Below are 13,420 nucleotides of genomic sequence, written 5' to 3' on the forward strand. Positions count from 1 at the left end.
CTTTATGACATATTTCTACTATAATATAATGGATATGAAAAGAGCGTCGGAATGATTTCTGACGCTTATTTTAAGGTTTTCACGCGAATCGGAGAGAGAAGCTGTCTGTATAAAGCCTGAAACATATAGAAGGCTGGCAGGGAGTGGGCCTAAAGAACGATTGTTAGCCTTGAATGAGCATTGCTTCAGGATAGAGACACTATTTTGATATACGGAAAGGATATGGATACAAACCATGCATGCAAGAGAGAACATTCGCAATATTGCGATTATTGCCCACGTTGACCACGGAAAAACGACACTTGTCGATAAGTTGCTTCAACAGTCCGGAACATTTAGAGAACACGAGGCTGTTCAGGAGCGCGCCATGGACTCCAACGATCTGGAACGTGAACGCGGTATTACGATTTTGGCTAAAAATACAGCTATCACTTACAAAGATTACCTGATTAACATTGTAGATACACCGGGACACGCCGACTTTGGTGGTGAAGTGGAACGGATTATGAAAATGGTTGACGGCGTTTTGCTGGTCGTTGATGCTTACGAAGGCTGCATGCCGCAAACGAAATTCGTACTGCGTAAAGCGCTGGAACAAAATTTGACGCCTATCGTTGTAGTAAATAAAATTGACCGTCCGGCAGCTCGTCCGGCAGAAGTCATTGACGAAGTACTGGATCTGTTCATCGAGCTGGGTGCAAATGATGAGCAATTAGAATTCCCTGTTGTGTACGCTTCAGCACTGAACGGAACTTCCAGCATGGATGCTGAAAAGCAAGATGACAACATGCAAGCATTGTATGAAACAGTGGTAGAGCATATTCCAGCTCCAACTGAGAAAGTAGATGAGCCTCTTCAATTCCTCGTAACACTGATGGACTATAACGAATACCTGGGCCGAATTGCAGTAGGTCGGGTGAACCGCGGTATCATCAAGCAGGGACAAGCGGTCACAGTTATCCAGCGTGATGGCAGCAGTAAATCAGCGCGTATTGAGAAGTTGTTCGGCTTCCAAGGACTGAAACGGATTGAAACCGATCAAGCAGGCGCGGGTGACATTGTGGCGATTGCGGGGATTAAGGACATCAACATTGGTGAAACCATTGCCGATCCAAATCATCCTGAAGCATTGCCTGTACTGAAAATTGATGAGCCTACACTGCAAATGACCTTCTTGGTTAACAACAGTCCATTCGCAGGTCGCGATGGTAAGTGGGTAACATCCCGTAAATTGCGTGAGCGTCTTCTGAAAGAACTCGAAACAGATGTCAGCTTACGTGTCGATGAAACGGATAGCCCGGATGCCTTTATTGTATCTGGACGTGGTGAATTGCATTTGGGAATCCTGATTGAAAACATGCGTCGTGAAGGTTACGAACTGCAAGTGTCCAAACCGGAAGTTATCGTTAAGGAAATTGACGGTAAAAAAATGGAGCCAATCGAACGTCTTCTCATCGATATTCCAGAAGAAAGCATGGGCGCAGTTATGGAAAGTCTGGGCTCCCGTAAAGCCGAAATGGTCAACATGATTAATAACGGTACTGGACAGGTTCGCTTGGAATTCCTGATCCCTGCACGTGGTTTGATCGGTTACACTACAAACTTCCTGACTTTGACTCGTGGCTACGGTGTAATGAACCATGCATTTGACAGCTATGGACCATTTGTTGGCGGTCAAGTGGGTGGACGTCATCAAGGTGTACTCGTGTCCACGGAAAACGGCACCTCTACATTTTATGGTATGCTGGGCGTAGAAGATCGCGGTATTTTGTTCTTGGAGCCAGGGACTGAAATTTATGAGGGTATGATCGTTGGTGAGCACACACGTGATAACGACATTGTCGTTAACATCTGTAAGGAAAAACAATTGACGAACGTTCGCTCCGCAACAAAAGATGATACGGTTAAATTGAAAACACCTGTTATCTTCTCTCTGGAGCAGGCGCTTGAATACCTGAATGATGATGAGTATTGTGAAATCACTCCAAAATCCATTCGTTTGCGTAAAAAGATCCTGAACAAAGGTGAGCGCGAGCGTGCGGAGAAACAACGTAAAACAGCACAAGCAAATATGTAATTCATAGGATTGGTCTTCGGCCACAGCGGCGACGCCCGGAAACGGGATGCGCCGCTGTATGTGTTTTAGGATTGTAAACTTGGAGAAAGCTATATTTCTCAAAACGCAGGAAAAGGTGTTGAAGCATGAGTAATCTTTCGAATGGATTGCCTCCCCGGACACAAAGCGGGAAAAAATCCGCCAAACCGAAAAAAACGAAAAAGAAAAAAAGCTTTTTCAGATCGTTTATGAAGTTTGTCTTATTTCTACTCATTATAGGTATCTTGGCAGCAGGTGGTTATACCTACTATATTTACAATCAGGTAGAGGAAGTTTTGGATACTGGAATCAACAAGGAAGTGCCCAAAACGCAATTGGCTGAGGCTAAGCCTTTGACTATCTTATTGCTTGGAACCGACTATCGCCCTGACCATCCGACTTATTTGTCAGACGTTATTATGGTAGCTACATTGAACCCTAATACAAAATCGTCTACCATTGTGTCCTTGCCTCGTGATACGCGTCTAGAAATGGATGGGTATAAGCCACGCAAGCTGAATGAGTATTATCCGGTGTTTAAGGCTAGAGAGAAAGAGTCTGGCGAAGTTGCTGAAGAGCAAATGAAGAAGATGATCGGCAAATATTTAAACATTAATATTGATTATGTAACGGTTATTAACTTCCAGGGCTTTAGAGATGTTGTAGATAATCTAGGTGGCGTAGATGTGACGGTTGATAAAAATATGTGTTACCGAGACCGTGCTGATGGTACCGATATTAACCTGACAGCTGGGGCCAAGCATTTGAATGGTGACCAAGCTCTTGATTTTGTTCGCTACCGCAAGTCGAATTGTCGTCCGAGAACAGCTGAATCTGACGACTTTGATCGCAATCGTCGACAAAATCAGGTGCTTCATTCCCTAATTGACCAAATGCAAACCTTTAACGCTTTGACCAAGTTTAGTGCAATTATTAAATCGGTTGATAAGAATATGATGACTGATATCGAGTCACAGCAAATGAAAAATATTGTACAAACCTATTGGAATATTTCCAAGCAAAATGTAAAATACAATCCTGTAGCAGGAACATGGCGTAGTCCTTATGTGTACATTGATGAGCAACAGCTCGATTTAGCCAAACAAGCGCTACAAGAGGAATTATCCAAAAAAGCAAGCGACAGCACTGAAGCTTCTTCCAATTCCTGAGTATGTATCTTTTTCCCCGCTTATGTTATACTCGCAGCGAGTAAAGCTCTTATATAGCATAAGGGGGTTGAGGTATGTCTAAATGTAAAGTGAACCCAGTCTAGGTCCAGTGAGCAATCACTGGGCCTTTTGTGTCTAATTTTAAAAATGTACAGGCTCTGAGGCTATCTTCAGCTACACTTTTCGTTGCATTATGCTGCTTTGGGGTTCTTTTTTCAGGGAATCAGCAAGTATTGGGTAGCCGGTGAATAGGTATAGGTATGAAACATGAGATTGTCCACGCCGCTTTGGAGGGGATTTAATGAAGAAAATTTTTGTGCTGGATACGAATGTGCTGCTGCATGATCCGAAAGCCATTTTTACCTTCAAAGAACATGAAGTTGTTATTCCAGCTGTTGTTCTGGAAGAAATCGACTCCAAAAAACGCAACGCGGATGAGATTGGACGGAATGCCCGTAATGTATCGCGATTGTTGGACGGGTTGAGAGAAGTGGGGCATCTTCACAGTGGCGTTCCACTTCCCCAAGGGGGAAGGCTTAAGGTTGAGTTAAACCACCGGAGTTTTTTGAAAGTTCAGGAGATGTTCGGGGAGGTTTCGAACGATAACCGGATTTTGGCAGTCGCCTTAAATTATCACTTGGAAGAACAGGAGCAGTCTGAACCGCGTTCAGTGGTGTTGGTTAGTAAAGACGTATTAGTCAGAATCAAGGCAGATGTATTGGGGCTGCTGACTGAAGACTACCTATCCGATAGAACAGGCGATCCAAGTGAGTTGTACCCCGGATACTCGGCGATACAGGTGCATCCGTCCATCATAGATGAATTTTACTCTAACCGTTTTTTACCAATCAAACCACTGAAGCTACCTTATACGCTGTATCCACATGAATTTGTTATTTTGAAAGATGAAATGGGCACTGGAAAATCAGCACTGTTGAAAGTAAATCAGGAGGCAGAGCGATTAGAACCTTTGTACTTAAGTAACGAATCGGTGTGGGGAATCAGCGCGCGTAATGCTCAGCAGCGAATGGCATTGGAACTTTTGCTTAATGACGATATCCCACTTGTGACCATTACTGGAAAAGCAGGTACAGGCAAAACGCTGCTGGCGCTAGCGGCGGGGTTACTTAAAGTAGAGGATGAGCATCGATTTAAGAAACTGTTAATTGCTCGACCTGTTGTTCCTATGGGCAAGGATATCGGTTATTTACCGGGAGAAAAAGATGAAAAGCTTCGCCCCTGGATGCAACCAATCTACGACAATCTAGAGTATCTGTTTGATGCCAAAAAATCAGGCGATATCGACAAAATTTTGATGGGCTTGGGCAGTATTCAGGTGGAGGCGCTCACTTATATTCGCGGACGTTCGATACCTGGGCAATTTATTATTGTCGATGAGGCGCAAAACTTATCCCGACATGAGATCAAAACGATTGTTTCTCGGGTAGGTGAGGGGAGTAAAATCATTCTGATGGGAGATCCGGAGCAGATTGATCACCCTTACCTGGATGCAGCCAGTAATGGCTTGACATATGTGGTGGAGCGTTTTAAGCAAGAAGGGATTAGCGGGCATATTATGCTGGAAAAAGGAGAACGCTCCAAGCTCGCGCAGTTGGCAGCTGATCTGTTATAACTTTTGATCGTTATTACAAATAATTAAGACCTCGGGAACATCCCGAGGTCTTTTGTTTTTACTTAAAGCTTAATTCGAGCTTAACTTCAAGAACGCCTTTTAAAGCATGTACTTCTGTGGCTTTGACATATGAAATAAGCTGCTGTGGGTAGAAGCCGAGATCAAAATCTTCTTCCAGCTTGTTGCGAGTCGTGTCCGGCAGTTCCAGCCCGTTAAATATCAGTCGATCTACATGAAATAGAATTGCATTTTTCGGTTCATTCTCTACCGTATAGTGACCTTCTACCCTCAATTTCATCGTTCCTTGTTGACCTTCTACCACAATCCGATCCTGCACAAAGGAGAAATTGAAGTGATTAAACAATTCATTCTCTGACTTTAAAAAGCGGTTAAATTCCTCTTCACGAATGCTTATTGTGATGATTTTTCCATTTGTAACCATGGCCCCTTGCTGTTGTTGAATGAATTGGGGCAGATCCTGCATCGCTTGAGCTAATGCTTTAAAGTGTTTATTTACCTCGTATACCCCTACATTCTCCCAGTAAGCTGTCATTTCGCCAATTAGCTTGCGTAGGGTTTCAGGGCTATCACTGGCGTTAACGCCGTCATCTACACGCGACTGGAGTTGGAGAATCCGTTTACGTTGTGCCAGTAGGTTTGTTTTAACCGTCTCCAGTTCCGTAGTTGCTTGAGCGACTTGCTGCTCTGTTTTGCGCATAAATTGATAATTGGATTCGTATTCCTGAAGCACATCCTGATCGTGACTAATTAATAATAAGTAATAATCGTACAGAGAGAGAAGTTGCTTTATACTTTTAGCCCCTAGCACTACACTCAGCAGCTTGTCCCTTTCTCCCATATAATAAGATCGCAGTACAGAACCTGCACGTTTCCGTTGTAAGTTCATTTGCTCCTGTTGATCAGCTAGACTACTACGCAGTTCCTGCTGACGCTGTAAAAGAGCCTGCTGCTCCTGACTAATTCGCTCGATTTCATGGTCGATCTCCACGATAGACAGACTATCTTGTAAAATCTGATTTTCTTCAGGAGTGGGAGCGGCCAAAGTAGGACCTACATATATGGTAGTCAGCGTCATAATGAGGGCCAGCAGGGTGCAGATCGCGATTTTTATTCGTTTATTCATTTAGTTTCCCCTTTTATGTATTCCAGAAAAAGACTAATGGTAATGTATATGATCCTTTTTTATTCTTTAACCATTCATTTTATTGTACAGCAGTCAGAGCATGCTTGAAACCCGAAACTGTTTACTTCACGTATGAGTTCTGGCAGAAATGGAAATACAATTTAGTATCAAATAGATTCTATGAACTCTACGAGAGGCATAGGAATGAATAAACAGCTTTTATACCCTATTCAAATACCGGCAAGATCGGTTCATGAAGACGGTTATTTCAGGATGTTGTTAGGAGGGCTAGAGGCATGACTGCAATAAGACAAGATGCATGGAGTGCGGAAGATGACTTGATATTGGCGGAGGTGACATTGCGGCATATCCGGGAAGGTGGAACACAGCTCGCTGCGTTTGAGGAGGTTGGACAAAAAATAGGTAGAACCTCTGCAGCATGCGGCTTTCGTTGGAATAGCTGCGTGCGCAAACGTTACGATGAAGCGATTGGCATTGCCAAAGCACAGCGCCAGAAGCGCAGTTATATTCGTAAGCAGAGCCCGGTAGGTGTATCGCAGGTGGCGGCCTTTGCCACGCTCGATCCAGTCGAAGGGGGATACAGAACAGATGGAACGAGTGAAGATACGTTATCTATTGATGCAGTAATTCGCTTCTTGCGTCAATGGAAGGGATCTATGCAGGAGACGAATCGGCAGATTAAGATGCTGGAGAAAGATTTGCGGGAAAAGGAAGAAGAATTAAATCAGCTTCGCTCCATTAATGACCGGTTGTCCAAAGAAGTGAATGATGTGCAGACCGACTATCGTGTTGTAAATGATGATTATAAAGCTCTGATTCAGATTATGGACCGTGCCCGGCGATTAGCTTTAATCACTGAAGATGAGGAAGAGCTTAAATCCAGGTTCAAAATGGACGCTAATGGGAATCTAGAGCGCATTGAGTAGCAAGATTACAATAGCTATCTAAATAAAACGTCAACTATCGCTTGGCCGTAGTTGGCGTTTTTTGTTATTTCATTGGAGTGCATATGATATAGTAGAAAAAAAGATGGAAGCGAGACGATACAAAGTGATTGATATTATTGGAGCGGGTTCGCTGGGATTGCTGTTTGCCGGGAGATTATCGGCTACGGGTGCTACAGTAAGGCTGTGGACACGAACACTTGAACAGGCACACATCATTGCTCGTGAAGGGATCACTGTGCTTGATAATGAGGGGCAGGTGGTTGTTCATGTGGCGGGGGACCAATTAAAGGTAGCGCCATTGGCAGATTGGCAACGGTTAAATTCACAGGCTCCGGCACGATGGATTATGTTTTTGACCAAACAGGGGGCGATAGGAGAAGTACTGGAACAGATCCAGCCTGTGGCTCAAACGGAAACAGATCCAGGGATTATTTGTTTGCAGAATGGAATCGGTCATATAGAACGCATCAGGCAGGCGTGGCCTAAAGCTGTAATATACCCTGCTGTGACAACCGAAGGAGCCAAGAAACAGGGGGCAGCATCCATTGTGCATGCAGGATCGGGCGTGACTGAAATTGGATTTTCGGAGGAAGGAGAGGGGGAGCACAACAATCAATTCAAACAATGTGTGCTAAATCGGCTGCTTGCAGCAGGATTTGACGTTTGCTTGTCGAAAGAAATCGAGAAAGGGATTTATCGCAAGTTGTTGATTAACGCTGTGATCAATCCACTGACAGCCGTATGGCGAGTTCGAAATGGCGAGCTGCTATCGGAGCCTGTTCGAATACATATGATGCGTAAACTATATGATGAAGGCATTCAAGTGTATGAAGCTCATGGTATCCGCTGGGAAAGTTCATGGTGGGATCAAATTATGGATGTTTGCCGGGCAACGGCAGAGAATCACTCATCTATGCTAGCTGATGTACTTGCACAGTCCATGACCGAAGTTGCTTCCATTAACGGGCAACTGGTGCAGATGGCAAATCGAGCTGGGATTAGTGCACCAACTCATGAGGTATTGTGGCAATTAATTGAAGGAATGCGGCTAAAAGAGGGGTGATCAGTTGAGTCTTATACAAGGTACTATTATCACTTTCAGTATTCTACCCTTTTTTCCGTTTTTGATCGTGTTTGCGGTATGTCGCTACATTCTTAAAATGGAAAAGAAGAAATCATTGCTTACTTCTATGGATATTACCACTTTTTTTCTGATATTTTCCGTCGCAGCACTCTTTAATGTCCTATTTACATCCCGATTCGGTTTTTATTTGATTCTACTGCTGTTGTTACTGGCATTGGGTTTAATTGGAGGAGCTCAAAACCGAATAAAAGGAAAGGTTGATGGTAAAAGATTATGTAGAGCGGTCTGGAGATTAACTTTTATGGCGATGACATTAGCGTATACTTTGTTGACTGTTGTTGGTATATTTAAAAATATATTCAATTCTATGTGATGAAATATGACATGAAATGCTGAAAAAATATGAATTAATCATGTTTTTTTGAAAAAAAAAGCTCAATTTGAAGAAATGTAATGTAGATTTTTTTGACCGCTGGTTGTATAATCTATAAACATATACCACTTTAGAACTAGGGGGAAAACGCTAGATGAAAAGGAAAAGCTTTTTAGTCCTTTTGACACTCGTTCTTGCAGTTGGCGCACTGCTCGCAGGTTGCGGCGGCAAGAATGATACCAATGGTAAGGGCGCACAAGAAAACACCTCGACTACGCCGGCCCCGGCCGACAAGCAAATTTTGCGCGTTAACCTTTCTTCCGAGCCGCCAACCTTCGATCCGGCACAAGCTCAGGATAGTCAAACCAACGCGGTTCTGAAAACTTTGTATGAAGGTCTCGTACGTATGGGTCCTGACGGCAAAGAAATCCCTGGCGTTGCTGAATCTTGGAAAATCTCCGATGACGGCAAAACCTACACGTTCAAGCTTCGTGATACTGCAAAATGGAGTAATGGCGACCCAGTCAAAGCAAGTGACTTCGTATTCGCTTGGCAACGGGTATTGGACCCTTCGACGGCTCCTGCACCTCCATATGCTTACCAATTGTACTATATCAAAAATGCTGAGGGCTACAACCTGAGCACTTCGAAATCTTATAAAGGAACAAAAATTACAGACTTTAAAGATGTAGGTGTCAAAGCTGTTGATGACCATACATTGCAAGTAGAACTGGAACACCCAACTCCTTACTTCCTGGGATTGACTTCTTTCTACACTTTCTATCCTGTAAATCCTTCTATTAAAGGTAATGACAAGTGGGCAGTTCAGAAAGATAGCATGATTACTAACGGACCTTTCACATTAACGGCTTGGGATAGCGGTCAAAAGATCGAAGTTTCCAAGAACGAAAACTACTGGGGTAAAGACGAAATCAAGTTGAGCAAGATTACAATGTCCCTTGTAAATAGTGGTGCAACTGAACTGGCTTCGTACAGAAGTGGACAACTTGATTATTCAGGTATGCCAAACGGCGAAATCCCTACTGATCAAATTACAGCTGTGAAAAACGAATTACCTAATGAATTTAAGGCTAAAGGAATTGCAAGTACGTACTACTATCTGTTTAATGTAACAGAAAAACCATTTAATAATGCTAAAATCCGTAAAGCGTTTGCGATGGCTATTCAACGCCAACCGATCGTTGAACGTGTAACAATGGGCGGTCAAATTCCTGCTTACGGCTTTGTACCTCCAGGCATCAAAGGAGTTTCTCAAGAATTCCGTAGTGAGCATAAAGATGATTTCTTCAAAGAAGATTTCACTGAAGCGAAAAAATTGCTTCAAGAAGGTATGAAAGAAGAAGGAATGACTACGCTTCCTACAGTAACAATGCTGTACAACTCCAGTGAAAGTCACCAAAAGATTGCTTTGGCAGTAGCTGATATGTGGAAGAAAAACCTTGGTGTAGATGTTAAAACTCAAAATCAAGAGTGGGGCGTATTTATCCAAACACGTAACAAGCTGAATTTCCAAATCGCTCGTGGTGGTTGGTCTGCTGACTATAATGATCCGATGACATTCCTGGATATGTGGACAACAGGCAATGGTAACAACAACTCAGGTTACGCTAACCCTGCTTATGATGAATTGATTAAAGCTGCCAAAACAGAAACTGATCCAGCTAAACGTATGGAAGATTTCGCGAAGGCAGAGAAAATTCTGGTTCAAGATGATATGGTAATGCTTCCGATCTATTACTATTCAAATGTTTCTTTAACGAAACAGAATGTAAAAGACATCGCGCTTGACTTTAGTGGAGCAATTGATTTCACAAGAGCGTATATTACACAGTAACTGAAGCTTAATTCTGAAGTTTGATAGTTACTTCGGGATATATATGTGGATTGAACCATATATATCCCGTTTTTTTTGTGTGTCCTAGTCTTTTCCATCATCATGTAACCATGCAAATAAGTAGATTGGACAGTCCAATTCTATTTCGATAAAATCGAATGGTGTCGAAAAAAATTTATGGGGGGTGTAAACGGGCAATGACGCGTTATTTGATCAGTAAATTCTTTTATATGTTGCTGTCTTTGTTCATTCTGATCTCTGCGACGTTTTTTCTCATGAAAGCAATTCCGGGTAACCCCTTCATGAGTGAAAAAGCGACTTCTCCTGAGATTCAAGCCCGGTTAATGGAACAATATGGGTTGGATAAGCCTGTATATGTCCAATATTTTAAATACTTAGGTGATATTGCTTCAGGTGATTTTGGTATTTCTATGAAAAAACTGAATCAAAGTGTAACTGACATTATCGGACAAACGTTTACGGTTTCCCTCAAACTCGGTTTTGTTGCCATAATCGTGTCGATAATTGTCGGTATCTTGCTAGGAATGCTAGCAGCTTTGTATCATCGTAGGCTCATAGATAACGTCGCTATGGTATTAGCTATTATGGGGATTGCGGTTCCCAGCTTCGTTCTGGCATCGTTAATTCAATTTTTCTTTGCTCAACAGTTAGGCTGGTTTAATGTTATGGGCTTTGAAGGCCCGATGGATTACTTCTTGCCAGTTGCGGCTCTATCTGCTTCACCGATTGCGTTTATCGCTCGACTAACGCGTTCCAGTATGCTGGAAGTGCTTCATGCAGATTACATTAAGACTGCCAAGGCTAAAGGCTTGAAACCCATTACAATTATGTTCAAACACGTTATACGTAATGCCATTCTGCCGGTTGTTACCTATGTAGGACCAATGACAGCCAATATTATTACGGGTTCGGTTGTTATTGAACGAATCTTCGGGATTGGCGGTATCGGTAAGGTGTTCGTAGATAGTATTACAACCCGTGATTATACGATGATTATGGGAGTTACTATTTTTTACGGTATTTTGCTGATGGTGGCACGTTTTATTACGGATATTGCATATGGATTTATTGATCCGCGGATTAAGCTTACTGGCGGGAAGGAGGGATAACTTTATGTCTGTTAAAGATAATGCTGTGAACTTGGATAAACTTCAGGTGAAACCGGAAGATTTCCAGAGGGTCGGAGCGGATGAAAAGCAGTCTGAAGTTATTCAGCGTGAAAGCTTATCCGCTTGGCGAGATGCTTGGGAGCGACTTCGTAAAAATAAATTGGCTATGACGAGCTTAAGCGTTTTGGTTCTCATTGTGCTTGCTTCAATTATTGGTCCGATGCTGTCGCCATACGATGACCGCACGAATGATTTGTTGAGCACCAATCTTCCTCCATCGGCGGAACATTGGTTCGGAACAGATGATCTGGGGCGTGATATGTTTGTACGTACTTGGATGGGCGCACGGATTTCATTGATTATTGGTTTGGCTGCTGCAATGATTGACTTGATGATTGGTGTAATTTATGGTGGAATTATGGGTTACTTTGGTGGCCGCGTTGATGAAATCATGAATAAATTTTCTGAAATCTTGTATTCCATTCCTTACTTGCTTGTTACAATTCTATTGCTGGTTGTACTGGAGCCAAGTATCACCACAATTATTATTGCGCTCTGTGTAACCGGGTGGATTAACATGTCGTGGATTGTACGTGGTGAAATGCTGCAACTTAAAAACCGAGAATTCGTACTTGCTTCCCGTTCAATGGGTGCTGGTGCAGGTCGTTTGTTGTTCCGTCACTTGTTGCCTAATGCAGTAGGACCAATCATTGTCACATTGACCTTGACGGTTCCAAGTGCTATTTTCTCCGAGGCATTCCTGAGCTTCCTTGGATTAGGGGTACAGGCTCCTCAGGCGTCGCTGGGTTCAATGATTGAATCAGCTCTGACAGGGTGGATGTATTATCCGTGGCGGATGCTTTTCCCAGCAGGTTTGATCAGTTTGATTATGCTTGCGTTCAACCTTTTTGGCGACGGCTTGCGTGATGCGCTTGATCCGAAGTTGAAGAAATAGGAGGTGAGATCATGGTGAGTAGCAACAATTTAATTGAGGTTGAAGGTCTTAAAAAGTATTTTAATGTTGGCAAAAACCGTGTGCTCAAAGCGGTGGACAACCTGAATTTCTATATTCGTGAGGGTGAAACGCTGGGTATGGTTGGCGAATCCGGTTGTGGTAAATCTACAGCGGGTCGTACTATTTTGCGCTTGTATGAACCTACAGCAGGTAGCGTACGTTTTAACGGCACAGATATTTACAAATTATCACCGGGTAAAATGAAAGCAATGCGTCGTGATATGCAGATGATCTTTCAAGATCCGTATGCATCATTGAACCCGCGTTTTACTGTGTCTGATATTATTGGTGAGGCACTGGATATTCACAATATGGCAGGTAGCCGTGCAGAACGTAAAAAACGGATTGAGGAGTTGCTTGATCTGGTTGGTTTGAACCCTGACCATGCAACACGCTATCCACATGAGTTTTCTGGTGGCCAACGTCAACGGATCGGTATTGCCCGTGCATTGGCTGTTAATCCTAAGTTCATCATTTGTGATGAGCCGATTTCAGCGCTTGACGTATCCATTCAGGCTCAAGTTGTCAACCTGTTAAAAGAGCTTCAAGAACGTCTGGGCCTGACGTACCTGTTCATTGCGCATGATCTGTCGATGGTCAAGCACATTAGTGATCGGGTAGCTGTAATGTATAGAGGCAGAATGGTAGAGCTTGCTGAAAGCTCTGAATTATATGCCAATCCGATTCATCCATATACGAAAATGCTTTTGTCGGCGATTCCACTTCCTGACCCGGAAGTCGAAGCCAACAAAAAACGAATTATTATGCCTGACGATCAAGGCGGACCGATTCATAACGCGTCCGATAATAAGGCAGGGGCTTATAACCTGGAAAATGCCACGCTTATCGAAGTGTCTAAAGGACATTTTGTAGCTGAACCTTACGCTTGATCTTGTTCTATATACCAACCGCCGAGTTATTCGGCGGTTTTTTTTTTATAGGAAGCTTTGACGT

General features: G+C 43.1%; 11 protein-coding genes. 10 read left to right on the plus strand and 1 reads right to left on the minus strand.

Annotation, left to right across the window (positions count from 1 at the left end; all coding sequences use genetic code 11):
• Nucleotides 1-235 precede the first annotated feature (235 nt).
• From typA to BN1546_RS20620, 3 genes are all read left to right on the plus strand, one after another.
• The gene (typA, locus tag BN1546_RS20610) at nt 236-2,077 is read left to right on the plus strand and encodes a translational GTPase TypA (protein ID WP_013372111.1); all 1,842 of its coding nucleotides are present in this window, start codon (nt 236-238) and stop codon (nt 2,075-2,077) included.
• 125 nt (nt 2,078-2,202) lie between these two features.
• Nucleotides 2,203-3,264: an LCP family protein gene (locus tag BN1546_RS20615; protein WP_058829882.1), complete on the plus strand. Its 1,062-nt coding sequence runs from the start codon at nt 2,203-2,205 to the stop codon at nt 3,262-3,264.
• A 301-nt stretch (nt 3,265-3,565) separates the two neighbouring features.
• Complete coding sequence (locus BN1546_RS20620; RefSeq protein ID WP_013372109.1) at nt 3,566-4,897, plus strand: PhoH family protein; 1,332 nt, start codon at nt 3,566-3,568, stop codon at nt 4,895-4,897.
• 58 nt (nt 4,898-4,955) lie between these two features.
• Here BN1546_RS20620 and BN1546_RS20625 read toward each other — a convergent pair whose 3' ends face one another.
• Complete coding sequence (locus BN1546_RS20625) at nt 4,956-6,041, minus strand: coiled-coil domain-containing protein (protein ID WP_058829881.1); 1,086 nt, start codon at nt 6,039-6,041, stop codon at nt 4,956-4,958.
• 296 nt (nt 6,042-6,337) lie between these two features.
• Here BN1546_RS20625 and BN1546_RS20630 point away from each other — a divergent pair, with 296 nt between their 5' ends.
• The 7 genes from BN1546_RS20630 to BN1546_RS20660 all read left to right on the plus strand — a co-directional run bounded on the left by BN1546_RS20630 (nt 6,338) and on the right by BN1546_RS20660 (nt 13,356).
• Nucleotides 6,338-6,988: an RsfA family transcriptional regulator gene (locus tag BN1546_RS20630; protein ID WP_013372107.1), complete on the plus strand. Its 651-nt coding sequence runs from the start codon at nt 6,338-6,340 to the stop codon at nt 6,986-6,988.
• Nucleotides 6,989-7,091: 103 nt separating this feature from the next.
• Complete coding sequence (locus BN1546_RS20635) at nt 7,092-8,072, plus strand: ketopantoate reductase family protein (protein ID WP_090738737.1); 981 nt, start codon at nt 7,092-7,094, stop codon at nt 8,070-8,072.
• A 4-nt stretch (nt 8,073-8,076) separates the two neighbouring features.
• Entirely contained in the window at nt 8,077-8,466 is a 390-nt protein-coding gene (locus BN1546_RS20640) for a DUF3397 domain-containing protein (RefSeq protein ID WP_013372105.1), read from the plus strand.
• A gap of 154 nt (nt 8,467-8,620) precedes the next feature.
• Nucleotides 8,621-10,321, plus strand: a complete 1,701-nt coding sequence (locus tag BN1546_RS20645) for a peptide ABC transporter substrate-binding protein (protein WP_090738738.1) — start codon at nt 8,621-8,623, stop codon at nt 10,319-10,321.
• A gap of 197 nt (nt 10,322-10,518) precedes the next feature.
• The gene (locus BN1546_RS20650) at nt 10,519-11,451 is read left to right on the plus strand and encodes an ABC transporter permease (RefSeq protein ID WP_090738739.1); all 933 of its coding nucleotides are present in this window, start codon (nt 10,519-10,521) and stop codon (nt 11,449-11,451) included.
• 4 nt (nt 11,452-11,455) lie between these two features.
• Nucleotides 11,456-12,406 (plus strand): ABC transporter permease, encoded by a 951-nt coding sequence (locus tag BN1546_RS20655; protein WP_016821553.1) that lies wholly within the window; start codon nt 11,456-11,458, stop codon nt 12,404-12,406.
• An 11-nt stretch (nt 12,407-12,417) separates the two neighbouring features.
• Nucleotides 12,418-13,356: an ABC transporter ATP-binding protein gene (locus BN1546_RS20660; RefSeq protein WP_016821552.1), complete on the plus strand. Its 939-nt coding sequence runs from the start codon at nt 12,418-12,420 to the stop codon at nt 13,354-13,356.
• The last annotated feature ends 64 nt before the right edge of the window (nt 13,357-13,420 follow it).

The sequence above is a fragment of the Paenibacillus sp. Mc5Re-14 genome (genome assembly GCF_001049835.1).
GTDB lineage: Bacteria > Bacillota > Bacilli > Paenibacillales > Paenibacillaceae > Paenibacillus > Paenibacillus polymyxa_C.

Bases quoted from the DNA above. Each gene is read 5' to 3' on its own strand.
- BN1546_RS20655 (WP_016821553.1), top strand. From the start codon at position 11,456: ATGTCTGTTAAAGATAATGCTGTGAACTTGGATAAACTTCAGGTGAAA.
- BN1546_RS20635 (WP_090738737.1), top strand. From the start codon at position 7,092: ATGGAAGCGAGACGATACAAAGTGATTGATATTATTGGAGCGGGTTCG.
- BN1546_RS20620 (WP_013372109.1), top strand. From the start codon at position 3,566: ATGAAGAAAATTTTTGTGCTGGATACGAATGTGCTGCTGCATGATCCG.
- BN1546_RS20615 (WP_058829882.1), top strand. From the start codon at position 2,203: ATGAGTAATCTTTCGAATGGATTGCCTCCCCGGACACAAAGCGGGAAA.
- BN1546_RS20650 (WP_090738739.1), top strand. From the start codon at position 10,519: ATGACGCGTTATTTGATCAGTAAATTCTTTTATATGTTGCTGTCTTTG.
- BN1546_RS20630 (WP_013372107.1), top strand. From the start codon at position 6,338: ATGACTGCAATAAGACAAGATGCATGGAGTGCGGAAGATGACTTGATA.
- BN1546_RS20645 (WP_090738738.1), top strand. From the start codon at position 8,621: ATGAAAAGGAAAAGCTTTTTAGTCCTTTTGACACTCGTTCTTGCAGTT.
- BN1546_RS20625 (WP_058829881.1), bottom strand. From the start codon at position 6,041: ATGAATAAACGAATAAAAATCGCGATCTGCACCCTGCTGGCCCTCATT.
- typA (WP_013372111.1), top strand. From the start codon at position 236: ATGCATGCAAGAGAGAACATTCGCAATATTGCGATTATTGCCCACGTT.
- BN1546_RS20660 (WP_016821552.1), top strand. From the start codon at position 12,418: ATGGTGAGTAGCAACAATTTAATTGAGGTTGAAGGTCTTAAAAAGTAT.